Annotated in this window: 20 protein-coding genes; 13 read left to right on the top strand and 7 right to left on the bottom strand. The window is 69.4% G+C overall.

Annotation, left to right across the window (positions count from 1 at the left end; all coding sequences use genetic code 11):
• Positions 1 to 1,460: 1,460 nt before the first annotated feature.
• Genes MRBLMI12_RS17795 through MRBLMI12_RS17770 form a run of 6 tightly spaced genes read left to right on the top strand, consistent with a single transcriptional unit; the run spans position 1,461 to position 7,294 of the window.
• On the top strand, positions 1,461 to 2,345 hold the full coding sequence (locus MRBLMI12_RS17795) for a prepilin peptidase (protein ID WP_363357574.1): 885 nt from the start codon (positions 1,461 to 1,463) through the stop codon (positions 2,343 to 2,345).
• Between the two features lie 28 nt (positions 2,346 to 2,373).
• Positions 2,374 to 3,402 (top strand): pilus assembly protein PilM, encoded by a 1,029-nt coding sequence (gene pilM / locus MRBLMI12_RS17790; RefSeq protein WP_349427777.1) that lies wholly within the window; start codon positions 2,374 to 2,376, stop codon positions 3,400 to 3,402.
• Positions 3,399 to 4,046, top strand: coding sequence for a hypothetical protein (locus MRBLMI12_RS17785; RefSeq protein ID WP_363357573.1), 648 nt, complete (start codon positions 3,399 to 3,401; stop codon positions 4,044 to 4,046). The genes pilM and MRBLMI12_RS17785 overlap by 4 nt, the downstream gene beginning before the upstream one ends.
• Positions 4,046 to 4,726, top strand: a complete 681-nt coding sequence (locus MRBLMI12_RS17780; RefSeq protein ID WP_363357572.1) for a hypothetical protein — start codon at positions 4,046 to 4,048, stop codon at positions 4,724 to 4,726. The genes MRBLMI12_RS17785 and MRBLMI12_RS17780 overlap by 1 nt, the downstream gene beginning before the upstream one ends.
• Positions 4,727 to 4,731: 5 nt before the next feature.
• A complete protein-coding gene (locus tag MRBLMI12_RS17775) occupies positions 4,732 to 6,057 on the top strand; it encodes a type IV pilus twitching motility protein PilT (RefSeq protein WP_363357571.1) in 1,326 nt (441 codons plus the stop codon).
• Between the two features lies 1 nt (position 6,058).
• Positions 6,059 to 7,294 (top strand): type II secretion system F family protein, encoded by a 1,236-nt coding sequence (locus tag MRBLMI12_RS17770; RefSeq protein ID WP_349427773.1) that lies wholly within the window; start codon positions 6,059 to 6,061, stop codon positions 7,292 to 7,294.
• A 392-nt stretch (positions 7,295 to 7,686) separates the two neighbouring features.
• On the opposite strand, the gene MRBLMI12_RS17765 is transcribed toward MRBLMI12_RS17770, so the two are convergent.
• The gene (locus MRBLMI12_RS17765) at positions 7,687 to 9,360 is read right to left on the bottom strand and encodes a GspE/PulE family protein (RefSeq protein WP_349427772.1); all 1,674 of its coding nucleotides are present in this window, start codon (positions 9,358 to 9,360) and stop codon (positions 7,687 to 7,689) included.
• Between the two features lie 86 nt (positions 9,361 to 9,446).
• Here MRBLMI12_RS17765 and MRBLMI12_RS17760 point away from each other — a divergent pair, with 86 nt between their 5' ends.
• Both MRBLMI12_RS17760 and MRBLMI12_RS17755 read left to right on the top strand, forming a co-directional pair.
• Positions 9,447 to 10,520, top strand: a complete 1,074-nt coding sequence (locus MRBLMI12_RS17760; protein WP_363357569.1) for a YihY/virulence factor BrkB family protein — start codon at positions 9,447 to 9,449, stop codon at positions 10,518 to 10,520.
• On the top strand, positions 10,517 to 11,284 hold the full coding sequence (locus MRBLMI12_RS17755) for an NAD(P)H-hydrate epimerase (RefSeq protein WP_363357568.1): 768 nt from the start codon (positions 10,517 to 10,519) through the stop codon (positions 11,282 to 11,284). Before MRBLMI12_RS17760 ends, MRBLMI12_RS17755 begins: the two co-directional genes overlap by 4 nt.
• Positions 11,285 to 11,320: 36 nt before the next feature.
• Here MRBLMI12_RS17755 and MRBLMI12_RS17750 read toward each other — a convergent pair whose 3' ends face one another.
• The 3 genes from MRBLMI12_RS17750 to glgP form a co-directional block, all read right to left on the bottom strand.
• Positions 11,321 to 11,752 carry a hypothetical protein gene (locus MRBLMI12_RS17750; protein ID WP_363357567.1) on the bottom strand — a complete coding sequence of 144 codons (432 nt, stop codon included), beginning with the start codon at positions 11,750 to 11,752 and terminating at the stop codon, positions 11,321 to 11,323.
• 80 nt (positions 11,753 to 11,832) lie between these two features.
• Entirely contained in the window at positions 11,833 to 12,564 is a 732-nt protein-coding gene (locus MRBLMI12_RS17745) for a glutamine amidotransferase (protein WP_363357566.1), read from the bottom strand.
• Between the two features lie 255 nt (positions 12,565 to 12,819).
• Positions 12,820 to 15,378, bottom strand: a complete 2,559-nt coding sequence (gene glgP / locus MRBLMI12_RS17740; protein ID WP_363357565.1) for an alpha-glucan family phosphorylase — start codon at positions 15,376 to 15,378, stop codon at positions 12,820 to 12,822.
• 162 nt (positions 15,379 to 15,540) lie between these two features.
• On the opposite strand from glgP, the gene MRBLMI12_RS17735 reads away from it, so the two are divergent.
• Both MRBLMI12_RS17735 and MRBLMI12_RS17730 read left to right on the top strand, forming a co-directional pair.
• Positions 15,541 to 15,774 (top strand): response regulator, encoded by a 234-nt coding sequence (locus MRBLMI12_RS17735; protein ID WP_349427766.1) that lies wholly within the window; start codon positions 15,541 to 15,543, stop codon positions 15,772 to 15,774.
• A complete protein-coding gene (locus MRBLMI12_RS17730) occupies positions 15,761 to 16,414 on the top strand; it encodes a CYTH domain-containing protein (RefSeq protein ID WP_363357564.1) in 654 nt (217 codons plus the stop codon). Before MRBLMI12_RS17735 ends, MRBLMI12_RS17730 begins: the two co-directional genes overlap by 14 nt.
• A gap of 176 nt (positions 16,415 to 16,590) precedes the next feature.
• Here MRBLMI12_RS17730 and lpdA read toward each other — a convergent pair whose 3' ends face one another.
• Together lpdA and MRBLMI12_RS17720 are read right to left on the bottom strand one after the other, a co-directional pair.
• Positions 16,591 to 17,988 (bottom strand): dihydrolipoyl dehydrogenase, encoded by a 1,398-nt coding sequence (gene lpdA, locus MRBLMI12_RS17725; RefSeq protein WP_363357563.1) that lies wholly within the window; start codon positions 17,986 to 17,988, stop codon positions 16,591 to 16,593.
• Positions 17,989 to 17,997: 9 nt separating this feature from the next.
• Positions 17,998 to 18,696 carry a copper resistance CopC family protein gene (locus MRBLMI12_RS17720; protein WP_363357562.1) on the bottom strand — a complete coding sequence of 233 codons (699 nt, stop codon included), beginning with the start codon at positions 18,694 to 18,696 and terminating at the stop codon, positions 17,998 to 18,000.
• Between the two features lie 106 nt (positions 18,697 to 18,802).
• Between MRBLMI12_RS17720 and MRBLMI12_RS17715 the strand changes: the two genes are divergently transcribed.
• A complete protein-coding gene (locus tag MRBLMI12_RS17715) occupies positions 18,803 to 19,198 on the top strand; it encodes a hypothetical protein (protein ID WP_349427762.1) in 396 nt (131 codons plus the stop codon).
• Between the two features lie 71 nt (positions 19,199 to 19,269).
• Here MRBLMI12_RS17715 and MRBLMI12_RS17710 read toward each other — a convergent pair whose 3' ends face one another.
• Positions 19,270 to 19,635 carry a hypothetical protein gene (locus MRBLMI12_RS17710; protein WP_349427761.1) on the bottom strand — a complete coding sequence of 122 codons (366 nt, stop codon included), beginning with the start codon at positions 19,633 to 19,635 and terminating at the stop codon, positions 19,270 to 19,272.
• Between the two features lie 259 nt (positions 19,636 to 19,894).
• Between MRBLMI12_RS17710 and MRBLMI12_RS17705 the strand changes: the two genes are divergently transcribed.
• Positions 19,895 to 20,398 (top strand): FHA domain-containing protein, encoded by a 504-nt coding sequence (locus MRBLMI12_RS17705; RefSeq protein ID WP_331910068.1) that lies wholly within the window; start codon positions 19,895 to 19,897, stop codon positions 20,396 to 20,398.
• Entirely contained in the window at positions 20,398 to 21,090 is a 693-nt protein-coding gene (locus MRBLMI12_RS17700) for a MerR family transcriptional regulator (RefSeq protein ID WP_349427760.1), read from the top strand. The genes MRBLMI12_RS17705 and MRBLMI12_RS17700 overlap by 1 nt, the downstream gene beginning before the upstream one ends.
• The last annotated feature ends 46 nt before the right edge of the window (positions 21,091 to 21,136 follow it).

The following is a 21,136-nucleotide window of genomic DNA, read 5'->3' as shown; positions in this document are numbered from 1 at the left end:
ACGTCGACAATAAGGACCGCACGCAGGCGTTCATCGCCGCCGAGTCGGGCCGCGATGTAGCTGTGGATTCGCTGACGTCGGCGATCACCTCGACCGGACTCAACTGCGGTGCCGTGACCATGTCGGCGAACTCGACCGCCGGTGCCGCGCCGACGTACACCTACTCGATCCGATCCTCAGAAGCCGCCGACAGGCCCGACGCATGGGACGCGGCGGGTGTGACCGCAACCTGCCCGATACCCACGACGAAGTGGGTGGTCATCCGGTCCACGGGGACCGGTACCGATGACGCGCAGACCACCATCGACTCGGTCTACCCGTGGTACCACGGCCCGGCGACTCAGCCTGCGGGGACGCTCGCCTTCTTCGAAGGCGAGTTCACCGCCACCAAGTCGACCTACCAGGGCGACCTGGTGATTCGGGACGACGGCGACTACACCTGCAACAACGCGGACGGCGTCTCGATCCAAGGTGACCTGTGGGTGCTGAAAGGTGGCCTGTCGATCACGAAGGACTGCGTGATCACCGGAAGCGTCTACACCCGCGGGCTGATCGACACCAAGAACCACAAGCTGACCGTCGGCGGCGATCTCGTCTCGTTGGACGGATCGATTCTTCTGACAGCCAATGACATCAAGATTGGCGGCGACGTCTACGCGAAGGGCACGATCTCGACGAAGAACGGCTCGGGGAGCGTGAACGGCTCGTTCAAGACCGCAGCAACGGTGACCGATCACAAACCCGCTGACTGGAAGCGACTCGACGGTACAGCCGTGCCGGTACTGGAGAATCAGACGGTGCCGACGGTCACCCCGACGCTGGATCAGGTGTTCGCAGCGACGGCCTGGATCGAACTCACCAACACCGTGCCGTGGAGTACCGACTCGACCGTTTACACCGGATTGTGCTCGGCCGCCGAGCTGCAGACCGTGCTCACGGTGCCCGGAACCCGCGCCTTCATCGACATGACCAGTTGCACGGGTGGCGCCAGTCCGAACGAGATCACTGTCGCGCCCGGGAACTTCGCGCTCGCGCGCGATGCAATCCTGTATGTTCCCGCTACGAAGGGGATGAATCTCGACTTGACGGGCACGATCACGAAGGCGGCAGGTGACCCGCAGCTGTTCATCGTTCACGCGGACGCGAACGGCAGTGACAGCAAGCCCACCTGCACCACGGGCTCCGACAAATTCACCGCGACTTCCACGATCGGTGTGCGCACCATGGTCTACAGCGCGTGCGGCATCACCAACTCCATGGCACTGACGATGACCGGACAGCTCTACATGGGCAATCTCGGCATCCACCTCAACGGCGGCACCTTCACGTGCACCCCTATGGAGTGGAAGCCCCAGATCGGCAAGCTCAGCTGCGGCGTCAAGGGGAGCGGCGGCATCTTCGACCCGACGAACACGGTGACGCGACTCGACAACCGCGCGTATCAGACAGAGCGCTAACCGATGACCGAGTTCACCATCTTCCTCGTCGTCGTCGCAGGGGTCTTCGGCCTCCTCATCGGGTCGTTCCTCAACGTCGTCGCCTATCGCGTGCCGGCGCATATCTCGCTGATGCGCGAGAGCAGGTGTCCGCACTGCGACGTGCCGATCAAGCCGTGGCAGAACGTGCCGGTTGCGTCGTGGATCGCCCTGCGCGGAAAGTGTGCCAACTGCAAGGCGCCGATCTCGGCGCGCTACCCGATCGTCGAAGCGGTGACGGGCATCGCGTTCACGCTCGTCACCTGGTGGGGACTGGCGGTCTACGAGGGTCTCCTGGGTTCGACGCTGCTGACCTACCTCGCCTCACCGGCGTGGGACGGCGTGGTCCGACCCGCTGACGTGTGGGCGGCCGCGCTCATCATCGTCGCGTTCCTGTACTTCGCGGCGATCTCGATCGTGCTGACGCTCATCGACCTCGACACCCACCGGCTGCCGAACAGCATCGTGCTGCCGAGCTACCTGGTGGCCGGCATCCTGTTCACCGTCTCGGCCTGGCTCACGGGCGACTGGGAACTGTTGCTGCGAGCCGCGATCGGCATGGCGGTGCTGTACGTGTTCTACTTCCTGCTGCGGTCGGTGCGACGCGGCGGGATGGGCGGGGGCGACGTCAAGCTCGCCGGAGTCATCGGCATCTACCTCGGCTGGCTGGGCTGGGGAGCCCTGGCCGTGGGCGCGTTCGCCGCATTCCTCTACGGGGGACTGTTCGGCATCGCACTGCTGCTGCTCCGGCGTGCCGGGCGCAAGACCGCCATCCCGTTCGGCCCGTGGATGATCCTCGGCGCCTGGACGGGAGTGTTCGCCGGCGAAGCCGTCGGACGGTGGTACGTGAATCTCTTCGTCGGCGCGTAAGCCCGACGGACTTGGGGAAGGGAAGAACATGGCGAAGACGATCGTGGGGCTGGAGGTGACCGAAGAGAGCGTGCGCGCTGCGGAGCTCTCACTCGGTCGCAGACCCCAGCTCATCGCATACGGCGAAGTGCCGCTGCCGCCCGACGCTGCGAAGGACTCGGAGGTGCTCGACCCGGGCGCCGTCGCCGTCGCACTCCGGCAGCTGTGGACCGGCGCGAAGTTCAAGAGCAAGGATGCCGTGCTCGGCGTCGCCAGCCGCCGCATCCTGGTGCGCGAGTACACGACCCAGGCGATGCGGCCCGACCTGCTGCGCGAGGCCCTGCCCTACCAGGTGCAGGACCTGCTGCCGGTGCCCGCGAGTCAGGCGGTGCTGGACTTCTTCCCGCTCGCCCAGAACGGCGACCAGGTGTCGGGTCTGCTGGTGGCGGCCGTGTCGGACAGCATCGAGCAGATCATCTCGACCCTGTCGAAGGTCAAGGTGCGCGCGCAGGCAGTCGACCTGGCGGCCTTCGGACTCGCCCGTGCGACCGCAGCACTCGCGGCACCGGACGAGACTGTGGCGACAGTCGGCATCGGCGACCACACCACGCAGGTCGTGATCTCGCGCGGCGGGGTGCCGCTCTTCGTACGACTCCTGCCCATCGACGTCGCAACCGCAGCGGTTCGCCGGCACAGCGCGGAGATCGCCGAGCCGGAACTCGAGCTCGCCGCCGCAGGCGGGAACGGCCTCGGCTCCGCCGTCGCCGCCGGCCGCACGCGCGGTGCGATGCGCGCGGCGACTCCGCCGGGAGCATCCGACCTCGCCGCACGCGTCCGCAGCACGCTGGCCTTCTTCGGCAGCCGGCCGAGCGCCGCGCCGCTGACGCGCCTCTTCGTCACGGGCGCCGGCGCTGCGGTCGAAGGCGTGATGGCGGCACTCACCGCCGCCATCGACACGCCCATGACCATCGTGTCGGCCGGCGACGTCGTCTCGATCGTGACGCCGCCGCCCGCCGGCGACGTCTCGCTCAACCTCGTCGGCACCATCGGCATCGCACTCGGGGAGGCCGGCCGATGACCGCCATCCCGGCCCCGTTCGCGGGAGTGCCCCGCGTCAACCTGATGCCGCGCAGCGAGGTCGTGCGTCGCGAACGTGACAAGCTCGTACGCCTCTGGGTGTGGGTCGTGCTCGGCGCCATCGTCGTCGCACTCCTCATCATCGCCGGCGCCTTCGCGTTCAAGTTCTTCGCCGACCAGCGCCTCGCCGCGGAGCAGGCCGAGACCAACGCGCTCCTGGTCGAGATCTCGTCGCTCTCGGAAGTGAGTCAGGCGCTCGCGACCGAGGCCGAGCTCACCGACTACCGCACCGAGGCCATGGCCGCCGACCTCGCCTGGACGCCGGTGATCGCCAAGATCTCCGGCATCCTGCCCGCCGAGACCACCCTCACCGCCTTCGACTTCGCCGCCGGCGGCGCGGCGCAGGGCGACGACCCGACGGCCGAGCAGGGTGTCGTCGGGACGGTCACGATCGACAGCCCGACACCGCTCGACATCGTCGCGATCATCCGGTCGCTGCGCGGTGTCGAGGGCGTGCTGTACGCCGACGGCCAATCCGTCACGTCGAGCCAGGTGTCGGAGGGGCGCTACGCGTACCTGCTCGACGTCGAGTTCGACCAGACCGTTTACTCCAATCAGTACGCGGCCGAAGAAGGGAGCGAGTGATGCCCAAGCACCTCGTCACCGCGCTCGGACTCATCGTCTCGCTCGGCGTCATCGCGCTCGGCGTGTTCCTGGTCGCCCTGCCGCTCTACTTCCAGGCGGTCGGCGTCGACGGGCAGACCGCCACCGTCGCGAACACCAACGCGATCTATCAGGCCCAGGTCGACCATCTCACCGCCGAGGAGGAGAACCTCGAGCAGATCAACGCGGAGGTCTCCGGGCTCCGTTCGCAGATTCCCGCCACCGCGCAACTCGACGACGTCTTCGAGGTCGTCGGACGCGCGGCCGAGGCATCCGGAGTCTCCCTCACCTCCGTCACCGCCGGAGAGCAGGTGCTCTTCACGACACGCACCGGCGTCATCGACGGTGACGCCGCCGCGGTCGCTCCGGCGCCGGCACCCGAGCCGACGCCGTCGGCGACCGAGGGCGCCGCCGACACCACCGCCGGAGCGACGACGGATGCCGCCGCCGGCGGAGGCATCGCCGCCGCGGCGGGACGCCAGCAGGTCGACTTCGTGATCAGCGCCAGCGCGACCGACATGGCGCAGGCGACCGCGTTCCTCGACGCGCTGCGCGCGGGCCCGCGCCTGCTCAACAGCATCACGGCGACCACGACGCAGAGCGGTGAGGGCACGTTCGACGTGCAGATCACCGCCCTGACCTTCATGGACGCAGAAGGGTGACGGCCATGGACGAGCTGGACTTCGAGACGCTCCTGGCGCGCGGCGCGCGCTACCGGGCCTCCGACGTGCACATCACTGCCGGCGCGCCGCCGCTGCTGCGCGTGGACGGCGACCTGGTGCCGGTGCCCGGGTACCCCGAGGTGCTGTCGGACGAGTGGGTCGAGCGCACCGCGTTCGCCCTCATGAGCGAGGGGCAGAAGCGGGAGTTCCTGGAGCACGGCGAGGTCGACCTGGCCCACGCGACAGCGGGCATCGGTCGCTTCCGTACGAACGTGTACCGGCAGCTCGGGTCGATCGCGATCGCGCTGCGCTACATCCCCGACCGTGTGTACACCCTCGAAGAGCTCGGTGCTCCGCCGATCGCGCGCGACCTCGCGCTGCGCCCCCGCGGGCTCGTGCTGCTGACCGGGCCGACAGGTTCGGGCAAATCGACGACCCTCACGGCCATGGTCGACATCGTCAACCAGCTGGTGGCGGCGCACATCATCACGATCGAGGACCCGATCGAGTTCCATCACCAGTCCAAGCGCGCGCTCATCCACCAGCGCGAGGTCGGCCGCGACACCAACTCGTTCGCCGAAGCGCTCCGGCGCGTGCTTCGCCAGGACCCCGACGTGATCCTCATCGGCGAGCTGCGCGACCCCGAGTCCATCTCGACGGCCCTGTCAGCGGCCGAGACCGGACACCTGGTGCTGTCGACGCTGCACACGCAGGGCGCCGCGAAGAGCATCAACCGCATCATCGACGTGTTCCCCGCCGACCAGCAGCATCAGATCCGCACGCAGCTGGGCGACACGCTGCAGGGCATCATCAGCCAGACGCTGCTGCCGCTCGCGCAGGTGAACGGCCGCACGATCGCAACCGAGGTGCTCATCAACACGCCTGCGGTGGCCAACATGATCCGCGAGGGTCAGGTCGCGCAGATCTACTCGGCGATGCAGGCGGGCTCCGAGATCGGCATGCACACGCTCGATCAGGATCTTCGCCGCCTCGTCGCCGACGGCACGATCGCCCGCAACGTCGCGATGGACTTCGCGGTCGACCCGAAGAGCCTCGACGGCGTCTACGTCAAGCCGCGCGACCTCGACGCCGAGGAGTGGGCGCACCACGCCGGCGAATGGCGGCAGGCGGATGCCGCGGCATCCGTCCCCGCGAATGCCGCCGCGGGAACGGGCGTCGGCATGGGCTCGCGCTTCGGTTCGCCGACGGTGGGCGGCCGCGTCGACCCGACGGCACGCGACGTCGAGTGGGGCGCTGCCGACGACACGTATCTGAACGACGCCGACTCGTGGGCCGAACTGGGCCTGCCGGCGCCCGAGAAGGGGGCCTGACATGGCCGTCGTACAGGAATTCGTCTACCGGGCCGTCGATCCGCGCGGCGGATCGGTCGTCAAGGGCACGATCGAGGCGGCGAGCGAGTCCGCCGTAACCGGCAAGCTCAAGGCGCAGGGGCTCACGCCTCTCGAGGTCACGCTCAAGTCGAACACCGGCCTGAACCGCGACATCAAGCTGCCGGGAGCCACCAAGACCGTCTCGGCGCGCACCCTCGCGGTGTTCTCGCGACAGATGGCCGGTCTCATCAACGCCGGCCTGCCGCTCATGCGGACGCTCGCGATCCTCATCGAGCAGACCGACGACAAGCGCCTGCAGCCCGCCCTCGTGCAGGTGCAGGCCGATGTCGAGTCAGGCTCGTCGTTCTCTGCGGCGCTCGCGCGGCATCCGCAGACCTTCCCGCCGCTGATGCTCAGCATCGTGAAGGTGGGCGAGGCCGGCGGCTTCTTGGGCAGCGCCCTGACGTCGATCGCCGACAACTACCAGCGCGACGCCGAGCTGCAGAACAAGATCCGCGCGGCCATCACCTACCCTGCGATCGTGCTCTTCATCGCGATCGTCGGCGTGCTCGTCATGGTGACGTTCGTCGTGCCGATCTTCGAGGGCATGTTCAAGGGGCTGGGCAGCTCGCTGCCGCTGCCGACGCAGATCCTCGTCACGATCTCGAACAACATGTGGTGGATGATTCCCGCCATCGTGCTCGTCGTGATCGTCGCGGTGATCTGGTGGCGCACCAATCGCCACACGCTGCAGTACCGGAAGGTCGTCGACCCGATCAAGCTGAAGATGCCCGTCTTCGGCAAGCTGACCACCAAGATCGCGGTCGCCCGATTCGCACGCAACCTGTCGATGATGCTGAACGCGGGCGTTCCGATCATCCAGGCGCTCTCGATCGTCGGCCAGGCGTCGAACAACTGGAAGATCGAGGAGGCCGTGCGCGACGTGCAGGAGTCGATCCGTCAGGGTCGCTCGTTCGCCGCACCGCTCGCGAAGGCCGAGGTCTTCCCGGCGATGGTGCCGCAGATGGTCTCGGTCGGCGAGGAGTCGGGCACGCTCGTCGACATGCTCTCGTCGATCGCCGACTTCTACGAGGACGAGGTCGAGACGGCGACTGCCCAGCTGTCGTCGACCATCGAGCCGATCCTCATCGTCGGTCTCGGCATCGTGATCGGCGGCATGGTGATCTCGCTCTACCTGCCGATCTTCACGCTCTACGGGGAGCTCGCACAGCAGTAGGGGCGCGTTTCGTCTCGCTCGTTCCTCGCTCGCTCAACGACCGGGGGTGGGGGCTCGCTCAACGACCGGGGCGGGCGCGTTTCGTCTCGCTCGTTCCTCGCTCGCTCAACGACCGGGGCGGGGGCGCGCTCAGCGACCGGGGGTGGGGCGCGTTTCGTCTCGCTCGTTCCTCGCTCGCTCAACGACCGGGGCGGGGGCGCGCTCAACGACCGGGTGGTGGGGCGTTTCGTCTCGCTCGTTCCTCGCTCGCTCAACGACCGGGGGTCGGAGCGGTGGCGTGCTTCGACGGGCTCAGCGCCTGAGCAGAGGTGCCGGTCGTTGAGCGAGGGAGCGCCAGCGACCGAGACGAAACGCGCCGAGCCGCTCGGATGCGCCGGGAGCCGGCGGGCGCGTCATACGGTGACGCGGAGGACCTCTTCGATCGTCGTCAGGCCTTGCGCGACCTTGGACCAGCCGTCCTCGCGCAGCGAGATCATGCCCTGCTGCAGCGCAACCTGACGGATCTCGCTGCCCGTCGCCCGCGTCACGACGAGCGTCTCGATCTCGTCGCTCAGCGTCATGATCTCGTGGAGCGCGACGCGGCCGCGGTAGCCGGTGTTCGAGCAGGCGGGGCACCCGGCTGCCCGGTACAGCTGCGGCAGATCGCCGGGGTCGTGCGGGAAGCCCAGCGACGTGAGCACCTCGCTCGTCTCGACGAGCGGCTCACGGCAGCGCATGCAGAGCCGGCGTGAGAGGCGCTGCGCGATGACCGCCGACAGTGCCGTGGCGACGAGGAACGGCTCGCAGCCGATCTCGGTCAGACGCGTCAGGGCGGACGGCGCGTCGTTTGTGTGCAGCGTCGACAGCACGAGGTGACCGGTGAGCGCCGCCTCGATGGAGATGTTCGCGGTCTCGAAGTCGCGGATCTCGCCGACGAGCACGACGTCGGGGTCGGAGCGGAGGATCGACCGCAGCGCGGTCGAGAACGTCAGTCCGGCGCGGTTGTTCACCTGCACCTGGTTGATGCCGGCGATGCGGTACTCGACCGGGTCTTCGACGGTGATGACGTTGATCTTGGGGTTCGCGATGGCGCGCAAGGCCGTGTACAGACTGGTCGACTTGCCCGAACCGGTCGGCCCCGTCGCGAGGATCATGCCGTGCGGCTTCGTGATCGCCTCACGGAACCGCTTCTCGTTGGTGCTCGAGAACAGCAGGTCGCGCATCGTCATGACCTGGCCGGTGTTGTCGAGGATGCGCATCACGATCTTCTCGCCCCACACCGTGGGCAGCGTCGCCACACGCAGGTCGACCGAGCGGTTCTCATGCGTGACCGACAGGCGGCCGTCCTGCGGCTTGCGCTTCTCGGCGATGTCGATCGACGACATGATCTTCAGGCGCGAGATGATGCCGTCCTGGATGGCGCGGTCGGCCTTCTGCATCTCGTGGAGCACGCCGTCGATGCGGAACCTCACCGTGAGCTGCTTCTCGCCCGGCTCGACGTGGATGTCGCTGGCACGGTCGTTGATGGCCTGCGCGATCAGCAGATTGACGAAACGGACGATCGGGGCGTCGTTGTCCTGCTCCTCGAGCGTCTCGGTGAACGCGGCCTGGTTCGACTCGCTGGACTCCTCGATCGTCATCGACAGCTCGCTGAGCTCTTCGTCGGAGCGGAGGAACCGCTCGAACATCTGCGTCAGCGCGTCTTCGGCGACGACGACCGGCTCGACGAAGAGGTCGGTGATGCTCGCGACGTCGTCGAGCGCGACGATGTCGGTCGGGTCGAGCACGCCCACGGTCAGACGTTCGCCCCGGAGGTCGACCGGGATGAGTCCGTACTTGCGGCACAGGTTGCCCGGCACGAGCGCGACCACGTTCGGGTCGAGCGGCATGCTCGCGAGATCGACGTACCTGTGGCCGGTATGCAGGGCGATCGCCTCGGCGACCTGCCCCTCGGTCACGAGCTTCGAGCTCACCAGCAATCGCTGCAGCTCGGGCCCGTCGGCGCCCCCCGCCTGCGCGATGGCGGCTGACATGTCGGCGGCTCGTACGGCTCCGGTGAGCACGAGCGTCTGTGCAAGACCTCTCACGGCAATTCCCCAATCCCCATGGACATACTATGTGGCCCGCGTCAAGCCTGGGCAGGGTCCCCGCGCGCACTCGATAAGGTGGCGCCATGGCGGACCTGATCGCGAAGCTGACGGCCTGGGCGCTGTCACTGCGGCTCGTACGGGTGTGGCTGCACTACGCTGCGCGGCGCGGCCCGATGCTCTCGGACAGCATCACCTACCGTTCCCTGTTCTCGGTGTTCGCGGGTGTGCTGCTGGGCTTCTCGTTCGCGGCCGTCTGGCTGAGCGACAACCCTGCGGCATGGAAGTCGCTCGTGGACGCGGTGGATGCCGCGATCCCGGGCCTCGTCGGCGAGGGCGGGATCGTCGACGTCTCCGACATCCAGGCGCCCGCTGGATTCACCGTCGCCGGGATCATCGCGCTCGTCGCGCTCGTCGGAGCGGCGATCGGCGCGATCGGGTCGCTGCGCGTGGCGATCCGCACCCTGGCCGACCGGGTGCACGACGACGTCTTCTTCGTCTGGGTGCTGCTGCGAAACCTGCTGCTCGCGATCGCGATCGGCGGCGGGTTCGTCCTGTCAGCGGGTGCGACCTTCGTGGGCACCTCGTTCATCGGAACCGTCCTCGACTGGCTGGGGATCACGCAGGACGACTTCGCGGCGATCGCCACGCGCAGCGTCTCGATCGTCGTCGTCTTCCTGCTGGACATGGCCGTCGTCGCCCTCGCCTTCGTCAGCTTGAGCGGCGTGCGCGCGCGTCCTCGTGCGCTGTGGTCGGGTGCCTTCCTCGGCGCGCTCGGGCTCACCGTCCTCCAGCAGCTGTCGGGACTGTTCGTCGCCGGCGCCGGCTCGAACCCCCTCCTCGCCACGTTCGCCAGCCTCATCGCCCTGCTGCTGTGGCTGAACCTGTCGGCGCAGGTGATCCTGCTCGCGTCGACGTGGATCATCGTCAGCGAGCGCGAGCACGTCGACCGCGTCCGCGAGCGGTTCGGCTCGCCGACGTTCGCCCTGCGCCGGGTGCGGCAGGCGGAGGATGCCGTGCGGGTCGCCACCGAGGAGCTCGCGCACGCGCGCGCCGACGCCGACCGCGAACGGCTCGCCGCCCAGAAGAAGAAGGCGGACGAGCAGCCGGCCGCGCCGACGGAACAGGAACGCGTCGGGGCGGGAAAAGAGCAGTCGTGAGCCACCAGGTGCCGACCTACACCGCCGAGCAGGTCCGCGCAGCCGAACGCCCGCTCCGCGACGCCGGCACGCCGCTCATGCGCCGCGCAGCGCGCGCCCTCGCCGACGTCGTCCGCGCGGAACTGTCGTCGTCGCAGACCCCCACCACCATGACCAGCGCTCTGGAACCCGTGACTCTCGATCACCCCGACACGCCGCGCCCGCGGGTGCTCGCGCTCGTGGGCAGCGGCGACAACGGCGGAGACGCGCTCTACGCCGCGGCGCAGATCGCCGCTGTCGCCGACGTCGACGCGCTGCTGGTCTCCGACCGCTTCCACGAGTCAGCCCTCGCGGCCGCCGTCGGCGCCGGCGTGAGGAGGGTCGACCTCGCTGAGCTGGCCGACACCGCCCACCGCTACGGACTCATCGTGGACGGCATCCTCGGCATCGGCGCCTCGCAGGACCCGGCGCTGCGCGGCACCGCGCGCGAGGCGGTCACCGTGCTGCTCTCGACCGTCCCGCGCGCCGGGCGCCGGCAGCGCGTCGTAGCCGTCGACATCCCGAGCGGCCTGCACCCCGACACCGGGACCGCGGATGACGCCGTGCTCCCGGCATCCGTCACCGTCACCTTCGGTGCGGTCAAGGCGGGACTCGTCACCGGACGCGGCCCGGAGCTCGCCGGCGAGATCGTGCTCGTCGACATCGGACTCGGCCCGGCGCTGGAGACCGCTGAGCCGGCGGGGGAGGCATCCGTCTCGCGCGTCGTGCTGGCTCAGCCGGACTGATCAACCCGGGGGAGCGCCCGGGAACCGGTCAGAGACTCAGTCGTCGGAGTCGTCGTGCCCGCGGCCGTTGTTGCCGGGGAAGTCGGGGGAGTCCTTGTCGAGACCGAACGCATTGCCGCGGCCGTTGTGGCCGGGGCCGTCATCGTCCATCGCGTCGGCATCGCCGTTGCCGCGGCCGTTGTTCCCCGGGAAGTCCGGGGAGTCCTTGTCGTGACCGAACGCGTTGCCGTCGCCGCCCCTGTCACCGTCCCCGCGGTTGCCGTTGCCGGGGAAGTCGGGGGAGTCCTTGTCGTGACCGAACGCGTTGCCGCGGCCGTTCTCGCCGGGGCCGTCATCCGGTGCCGCCGCGAAGGTCGCCGGGACCAGTGCGGGGAGCGGGGCTCCGGTCGCGACGCTCGGCACCAGGATCGCGGCCGCCACGACGACGGCGATCGCGGCGCCCGTGAGGAGCAGCTTCTTCGAACCCATGACGCACCTCGGTTTCGGGCGGCGGAGGCAGCCGGTGCGGGGAGCGTACCACCGCCGAGGCGCGGTGCGAAGGGTCCGACTCAGCGCGCGTAGCGGGTGACGAACGTGCGCAGCATGCGGCTCGGATGCGAGACCGCAGCGCGCCGCACCGCCGCGAGGGTGAGCTCGAGCTCGTCGGCGGCGAAGTACCCGTAGTCGGCGTACGCGTGGATGCGCGTCGTGATGCCCTCGACGTCGAGCTCGGGGTGGAACTGCGTCGCGTAGACGTTCTCGCCGACCCGGAACATCTGCACCGGGCAGCCCGGCGACGACGCCAGCAGGGTCGCCGCGGCGGGCAGCTGCGAGATCGCCTCCTTGTGTCCGACGAACGCGTCGAAGGTCGTCGGCATCCCCTCGAGCAGCGGATCGGATGCCCCGGCCTCGGTGACCGTCACCGGCACGACGCTGATCGGCTCGGGGTAGGTGCGGTCGATCACCGCGTGCTGGTGAGCGCCGAGCGTGCCGATGCCGTAGCAGGCGCCGAGGAACGGGAAGTCGCGGTCCACGACCTCGTCGAGCAGGGTCGCGAACTCCGCCTCGACCCGCCGCTGCACCGCCGACTTCTTCTCGAGGGGATCGGACGCGTTGAACGGTCCGCCTCCGACGAAGATGCCCGACAGCGCGTCGAGATCGAACCGCGGCATCGGCTCCGCCTCGAGTCGCACCCGCACGAGCTCATCGGGGGAGAGACCGGTGTAGCGCAGGAACAGCGCGTACTCCTCGTCGGCGGGCACGTCCTCGGCACGGGTGGCGAGGAGGACGAACGGCTTCACCGCACCAGCCTACGTGGGCCCGGGGCGCGTTTCGTCTCGCTGCGCTCGCTCAACGACCGGTCCTCTGTGCCGGTCGTCGAGCGAGGGAGCGCCAGCGAGCGAGACGAAACGTCCCGTGCTCGGACCCGGTCGTTGAGCGAGGGAGCGCCAGCGAGCGAGACGAAACGCCACGAGTCGACGCGCAGCCTCGAGGAAGGACGACGGATGCCTCGACCCGGCGCAGCACGCCGGATCGAGGCATCCGTGATCGGTGTCCTACGAGGCGTACGTGACGAAGCCGAGCTCCACGGGCGACACGAGCTGCGGGTGCGCCGGCCGCACGCGGACGGTGTACCCGAACGTGCCCGTGACGCTGAGCGGCAGCGTGCCGGTGAAGGCCCGCACTCCGTCCACGCCCTCGCCGGTGGGGGAGAGGCGGTACACCGAGTGGTCGCGCGCGAGCGCGTCGTCCTCGTCGGTGCTGCCGTAGAGCAGCTCGACGGCGACGTCGTCGGGCGAGAGGCCGTCGAGTCGCACGTCGGCGCGCACCTCGAGAGCGTCGCCGGCCTGCGCCTGCGCCGGGATGCCGGAGCTGTCGACGCTCGCGATCGAGATCCGGCCCCACGCGCCCTTGATGCGTCCGACGAACGCGGCGACCTCGCGGGCCAGGGCGAACCCGTTCGCGCGCAGCGCCACGTCGTGGGCGGCCGCCGGCACGTACAGCCGCTGGACGTAGTCGCGCACCATGCGGTCGCTCGTCGCCTTCTTGCCGAGATCGGTCATGGTGTGCCGCACCATGCCCAGCCACGCGGTGGGGATGCCGCCCTCGCGCTCGTAGAACTTCGGCACGAGCTGGTGCTCGATGAGGTCGTACAGGGCTGCGGCCTCGGCGTCATCGCGCTCCTCGTCGTTCGACGCGGTGTCGGCGGTCGGGATCGCCCAGCCGTTCTCGCCGTCGAACCACTCGTCCCACCAGCCGTCGAGGATCGAGAGGTTGAGCGCGCCGTTGAGCGCGGCCTTCATGCCGCTCGTGCCGCACGCCTCGAGGGGGCGCAGCGGGTTGTTGAGCCACACGTCGCAGCCGGGGTACAGGTCTTTGGCGAGGGTGATGTCGTAGTCCGGCAGGAACACGATCCGCCCGCGCACCTTCGGATCGCGGCTGAAGCGCACGAGCTGCTGGATGAGGATCTTGCCCGAGTCGTCGGCCGGGTGCGACTTGCCGCCGATCACGATCTGCACCGGCCGCTCGGGGTCGGTGAGCAGAGCGGTCAGCCGCTCGGGATCGCGCAGCATCAGCGTGAGCCGCTTGTACGTGGGCACGCGCCGGGCGAAGCCGATGGTGAGCACATCTGGATCGAGCAGATCCTCCACCCACGAGGGCGTGTGGCCGTTGCCCGTGGACACGGATGCCGCCACCCGCCGCCGCGCCTCGGCGATGAGCCCGCCCTTCATCTGCTGACGAACACCCCAGAGCTCGGCATCCGTCACGGCAGCCCGGTCGGTCCAGTCATGGGTGTCGGTGCGCGCGTCGCCCCACGCCCGCTCGCTCACGGCCTTGAGAGCGGGGTGCACCCAGGTCGGAGCGTGGACGCCGTTCGTGATCGACGTGATCGGCACCTCGTCGGCGTCGACGCCTGGCCACAGCATGCCGAACATGCCGCGGCTCACCTCGCCGTGCAGCACCGAGACGCCGTTCGCGTGCTGCCCGAGGTGCAGGCCGAGCACGGCCATGTTGAAGACGCCCTGGTCGCCGCCGTTCCAGGTCTCGAGGCCGAGCGCGATGGCACGCCCCGCGTCGAGGTTCTGGAAGAGGCCGCTGGCGAGATAGTCCGCGATGAGGTCGCGCGAGAAGCGGTCGATGCCGGCGGGTACCGGGGTGTGCGTCGTGAAGACGGTGCCCGCGCGCACCTGGGCGAGGGCCTCGTCAAAGCTGAGGGCGTCCTGCGTGATGAGCTCCGACATCCGCTCGAGTCCCTGGAACCCGGCGTGGCCCTCGTTCGTGTGATAGACGTCGGGGGCGGGGCGACCGTTCAGCTCGGACCACGCCCGCACCGCGCGCACGCCGCCGACGCCGAGCAGCAGCTCCTGCAGCAGACGGTGCTCGCCGCCGCCGCCGTACAGGCGATCGGTGACGCGGCGCATCTCGTCGGTGTTCGACGGCGTCTCGGAGTCGAGGAGCAGCAGCGGGATGCGCCCGATGTCGGCGATCCACACCCTCGCGTACAGGCGGCGGTCGCCCGGCAGATCGAGCGCGATCTCGACCGGTGCGCCGGCGCGGTCGCGCAGCAGCGTCAAGCCGAGGCCGTACGGGTCGAGCAGGGGATAGGCCTCGCGCTGCCATCCGTCGTCGCCGATCGACTGGCGGAAGTAGCCCGCGCGATAGAAGAGCCCGACGCCGGTCAGCGGCACGCCCAGGTCGGACGCGCTCTTGAGATGGTCACCGGCGAGGATGCCGAGCCCGCCCGAGTACTGCGGCAGCGACCCGTCGACGCCGAACTCGGGGGAGAAGTAGGCGATGTGCGCCGGCTTGTCGCCCTCGAGCTGCTGGAACCAGCGGTCGCCCTCGAGGTAGGCGGTGAGCCGCTCGTCCTCTTCGCGGACCCGAGCGACGAACTCCTCGTCGCGCGAGAGCTCGTCGAGGCGGGATTGACCCAGCGCGCCGAGCATGCGGGCGGGGTTCGCGCCGATGTCGTCCCACAGGGCCGGATCCATCGAGGCGAACAATGCATGCGTCGCGCGACTCCACGACCAGCGCCAGTTCGAGGCGAGGCGATCGAGCGGGGCGAGGGTGTCGGCCAGCACAGGGCGGACCGTGAACGTTCGGATGGCCTTCACGCTCGCGATTCTAGAGGCAGAACCTGGAAGCGCTTGCACCACGATCGCCGCCTCAGCGGAACGCCGGGCGTCGCGGCGGTGAACGTCGGCGGCACGGAGACACGTCGGCCGGCAGAGCGCAAGGGTGCGGATGGCGTCGGGCGCCGGGTCTACGCTGGGGGCATGGCCATCGCACGACTGCACGGAGGCCCGCTCGACGGGCAGCTCCTGCCCCTCGAAGACCCCCAGCTGGACCGCTTGATCGTCCCCTACAGCGAGACGCAGGTCGTCTACGAGCGCAAGGGGTCGCCCGAGAACACGGGCGACGGCGATGGGCCGACCGAAGCCGAGTTCTGGTTCATCGAGTCCGAGGACGACATCGATCCGTACAGCGACACCGCACGTGATCGGCGCTGACGAGCACCCTGCCGAACCGACCCGCCCGAGCCATTCGGTCGAGATCGAGCTGAAATTCGACGTCGACGACGACACCGCGCTCCCCGACTGGTCTGGTCTGCCCGGGGTGTCCTCGGTCGGCGCGGCCGAGCCGCGCGCCCTCGACGCCGTCTACCTCGACAGCGACGACCTCGCCCTCGCGCACGCCGGCTACGCGGTGCGCCGCCGCACCGGCGGCCCCGACGAGGGCTGGCATATCAAGGGCCCCCGTGACGCGGAGGGCGGCCGGGTGGAGCTGCACTGGCCGCTCGGCACCGACGACACGATTCCGGATGCCGTCGCCGACGCCCTCGCGGCCGTCGCCGTGACGTCGCACCTGGCGCCGATCGCCCACATCCGCAACCAACGCACGGCGTATGCCCTCTGCGACGCCCAGGGCGGCGTCGTCGCCGAGTTCGTCGACGACCACGTGATCGCCACCGACGAGCGGGGCGGCGTGGAGCGCACCTGGCGGGAGTGGGAGCTCGAGCTCGGCCCCGCCGCACCCGGTTCCGCGGACGACCGCGCGGCGCTCTTCGCCGCCGCCGCACAAGCCGTGCATGCGGTCGGCGGCCGGGAAGCGGCATCCGATTCCAAGCTCGCCCGCACGCTCGGCGCCTGAGGAGTCGTAGCGGGTTTCGTCTCGCTCCGCTCGCTCAACGACCGGTGGAGAGGCGTTTCGTCTCGCTTCGCGCGCGCGTCCGAACCAGCACCCGGTCGTTGAGCGAGGAGCGCCAGCGACGAGACGAAACGCCCCGGACCTTTCGAGAAGGTCCGGGGCGTTCCCGCGTCAGCTGATCAGAGGTTGATCATGTGGCCGGCCAGGCCGTGGAAGGCCTCCTGCACGGCCTCCGACAGCGTCGGGTGCGTGTGGACGTTGCGCGCGGCCTCGAGAGCGGTGAGGTCCCACTTCTGGGCGAGCGTCAGCTCGGGCAGGAGCTCCGAGACGTCGGGGCCGATGAGGTGACCGCCGAGCAGCTCGAGGTGCTCGCCGTCCGCGATGAGCTTGACGAAGCCGATGGGCTCGCCCAGGCCGTTCGCCTTGCCGTTCGCCGAGAACGGGAACTTCGCGACCTTGACGTCGTAGCCGGCGTCGCGCGCCTGCTGCTCGGTGAGGCCGAACGAGGCGACCTGCGGCGAGCAGAACGTCGCGCGCGGCATCATGCGGTAGTCGCCGAGGGTCATCGTCTCGGCCTTGCCGATCGTCTCGGCGGCCACGACGCCCTGCGCCTCGGCCACGTGGGCCAGCTGCAGCTTGGCGGTGACGTCGCCGATCGCGTAGATGTGCGGCACGTTGGTTCGCATGTGGTCGTCGATGTCGATGGCGCCGCGGTCGGTGAGCTTCACGCCGGTGTTCTCGAGCCCGAAGCCCTCGACGTTGGCGGCGAAGCCGATCGACATCATGACCTTGTCGGCGTCGATCGAGCCGGTGGAGCCGTCCTTGGCGGTGTAGGCGACCGTGACCTTGTCGCGGTGGTCCGTGACCGTCTCGACCTTGGTCGAGGTGAGGATGTCGACGCCGTAGCCCTTGTACTGGCGCGCGATCTCCTTGGAGACGTCGGCGTCCTCGTTGGGCAGCGCACGGTCGAGGAACTCGATGATCGTGACCTTGACGCCGTAGTTCACCATGACGAAGGCGAACTCCATGCCGATGGCGCCGGCGCCGACGATGACGATCGACTGCGGCAGGTCGCGGGCGAGGATCTGCTCCTCGTACGTGACGATGTTGCCGCCGATCTGCACGCCCGGAAGCAGGCGGACCTTGGAGCCGGTGGAGATGATCGCGTTGTCGAAGGTGACGTCCTCGGTGGAGCCGTCGGCCTTGGTCACGCGGATCGCGTTCGGACCGGTGAACGATCCGCGCCCCTCGTACTCGTCGACCTTGTTCTTCTTCATCAGGTAGTGGATGCCCTTGACGTGGGTATCGGCCACCTTGCGGCTGCGATCCCAGGCGACCCCGAAGTCGAAGTGCACGTCGCCCGAGATGCCGAACAGATCGGCCTTGTGGTGGAACTGGTGCGCGAGGTCGGCGTTCTTGAGCAGAGCCTTCGAGGGGATGCAGCCGACGTTGAGGCAGACACCGCCCCAGTACTTCTCTTCGATGATCGCGACCTTGAGGCCGAGCTGAGAAGCACGGACGGCCGCGACGTACCCGCCGGGCCCCGCGCCGAGGATGGCGACGTCGTAGTGAGGCATGCTTCCAGCCTAGTGGTCGGCCGGAGGCTCGGAGCCGGGCTGCGAGGGGGCGCCCGGAGCGCTCGCGGACGAGGCGGCGAGGGCCTTCTCGCGCCGCGAACGCGACACCAGCAGGTAGACCACGGCGGCCACCAGCGCGAGCGCCAGCACCCCTGCGATGACCCACGGCCACGCGCTCGGTGCGTCGTCGGAGGCAGGAGCCCTCGTCGCGGTCGGGGTGGGCTCGACGGTCTCCGTCGGCGCAGCGGTCGCCGTCTCGGACGGCGTCGGCGCCGTGGTCTCCGTGGGCGCCGGCGTGGGTGCCGGCGCTCCCGCGACCGTGAACGAGAACTCGCCCGAGATGGGATGCCCGTCGCTCGAGACGACCTTCCACAGTACGGTGACCGCACCGGACGCCTCACCCGCGAGCGGCTGCGTCAGCACGTTGTCGTTCACGACCGGGGCGCCGGCGGTGAGCGCGGTGCCCGCGGCATCCGTCACCTCCACGACCGATGCCCCCTCGTCGTCGGCGATCTCGGCGCTGAACGTGAGCGTGAGCTGCGCGGGAAGAGCATCGAGACTGCTGTCGGCGGCGGGATCGCTGCCGAGCAGCTCATCGTGCGCCTGAGCGGGGGATGCGGTGCCCAGCACGACGGCGAAGGCGACCAGCAGGGCGGCGACGAGCGCCGAGACGGGGGCTGAGAGCCGCTTGTGAACTCTGTGTGACATCACGCGATCGAGCCTATCCGGCCCTTCGATCCGGGCGTTCCGAGGTCTAGCATGGCCGCAAGGCGGGGGATCTGCCCGCCGACCCGGTGACGGAAGGATGGCGGCGATGGACTCCATGATGATGGACGCCATGTCGAAGGCGTCGATGCCCGGCATGGACACCATGGACATGTCGGTGATGCAGGCCTGTATGGACGCCTGCTCGGCCTGCGAGCAGGCGTGCACGGTGTGCTCCACGCAGATGATGTCGTGCGCGCCCGCGTGCATGAACTGCGCGGACATGTGCAACACGATGATGCGCGCCATGATGCGCATGCAGGGCATGACCCCGGCGGCGATGATGTCGATGCTCGACGCGTGCATCGCGATGTGCCAGGTCTGCATGGACGAGTGCATGGAGCACGCGGACCACAGCGAGGTCTGCAAGATGTGCGCTCAGGCCTGCCAGGCGTGCATGGACGCCTGCATGGCGATGAAGAACTCGATGATGGCGATGGGCTGAGGCCCGTCGCCTTTCTCATTCCTCCTGCGCGAAACCCCGCGCTGGAGACCGCAGGATCGCGGCAGGGCCGGTCAGGCTTCGGCGAGCTCCGCGCGGAGGACGTTGAAGCGCGCCCCGCCGACGGCGAGCACGTGGTAGCGCTCATGCAGCGCGACGGGCGTGCCCGGGGTCGCGGTCACCGCGGCGCCCACGCCGTTCCACAGCACGATCGACGTGGCGTCGGCCAGCGTCCGGACGATCACGAAACCGGAGCGCTCGTCGGACTCCTCGACGATGGCATCCGCCCACTCCGACGGCGTCGCCGACGCCAGGCGCGCCTGGATCAGGTGCAGTGCGTGGCCGGGAGCGAACGAGGAGCAGCTGCCGCCGTGGTCGCACATGCACGCCGCACGCTCACGCACCTGGAGGGGCGGGATGTGGCTGTGCGGGCTGGACACGGTGGTCTCCTTCTCATTCGACGAATCGTCTACGGTCCTGCCAGGCTAGGCGGGCACGTGTTCCGGGGCATCTCGCGCGACACGCGGCGAAACATTGCAGTACGAGCGCTTTTCCGGGTGCGCCGAGGCTCCGCCTCACCCCGCGGACGCGCCGGAGCTCTCGGGAGTGCCGGTGGCGGTGATCGGGTGAAATGGGGCGCAAACGACCTCGTCGCAGCCGAGGTCGATCGGATAGGCTGAACGGATAGAGGAGGAAACCGTGGAGCACGACCGCCGACCCGATCAGGGCGACATCCGCCGCGCAGCAGGGGCCGACGCACACGAGTCCGACCGTGCCGCCGACACCACGCAGACGTTCGGCCACGATTCCGATCTCTCGTTCGTGCCGTTCGGCAGCGAGCTCGGCGATGCGGAGCTCGACGCGATCGATGCCCTCCCCTCCGGTGCTGCACTGCTGCTCGTCCGTTCCGGACCCACCGCAGGCGCCCGCTACCTGCTGGACTCCGACGTGACGACCGTGGGGCGGCATCCCGAAGCCGACATCTTCTTCGACGACGTCACCGTCTCGCGCCGCCATGCCGAGATCACGCGCTCCGGCACGACCTTCGAGCTGGTCGACCAGCGCTCCCTCAACGGCACCTACGTGAACGGCGAGCGGGTCGACAGGGCCACGCTCACCAATGGCGCCGAGGTGCGCGTCGGAAAGTTCCGCCTCAACTTCTTCGTCTCGCCGGCCGACCTCGCCCGGGCGGCGGACGCCTGATGCCCGCGGCTTCCGCCCACGAAAGGGCGTCGTCCGCGGGTCTTCTCAGCATCGGGCAGGTTCTCGCACGCCTGTCACCGGAGTTCCCGTCCCTGACCTCGAGCAAGCTGCGCTTCCTCGAGGTGCAGGGGATCGTCACGCCGCTGCGCACCGAGTCGGGGTACCGCAAGTTCTCTCAGGACGACCTGGAGCGGCTGCGCCTCGCGCTGACGCTGCAGCGCGACCACTACCTGCCGTTGTCGGTCATCCGCGACTATCTCGAGGACGTCGACGCCGGTCGCGACCCGGCCACGCCGACCGCAGTGCCGCCTCCGTCGATCGTGCCCGCGCCGCGCCGCTACCGCCGCGACGAGATGCTCGCCGCCGCCGGTGCCGCCCCGCAGCTGCTCAACGACGCCATCAGCACGGGCATCATCGCCGGCGCCGAGTCGTACACGGAGCAGTCCGTCACGCTCCTGCGCGCGCTCGTCGCCCTCGACCGGCACGGCATCGAGCCGCGTCACGTGCGTGCGCTGCGACAGAGCGCCGAGCGCGATGTCGCCCTCGTGGAGTCGGCACTCGCCCCGCTCCTGCGACGGACGGATGCCTCGTCCCGCGGTCGTGCCGGCGAGCTCGCGCCCGAATTGACCCGGCGTCTCGACGACGTTCGGGCGATCTTCGTGCGCGCCGCGCTCGACCGCATGCTCGCCTGATCAGCCCGTCAAACCAGACCATCCGAACAGCGGGTGCCGAGCCCAG

The sequence above is a fragment of the Microbacterium sp. LMI12-1-1.1 genome (assembly GCF_040676455.1).
Taxonomy (GTDB): domain Bacteria; phylum Actinomycetota; class Actinomycetes; order Actinomycetales; family Microbacteriaceae; genus Microbacterium.
Note: the sequence above shows the minus strand (reverse complement) of the source record. Positions and strands in the feature narration are given on the sequence as shown.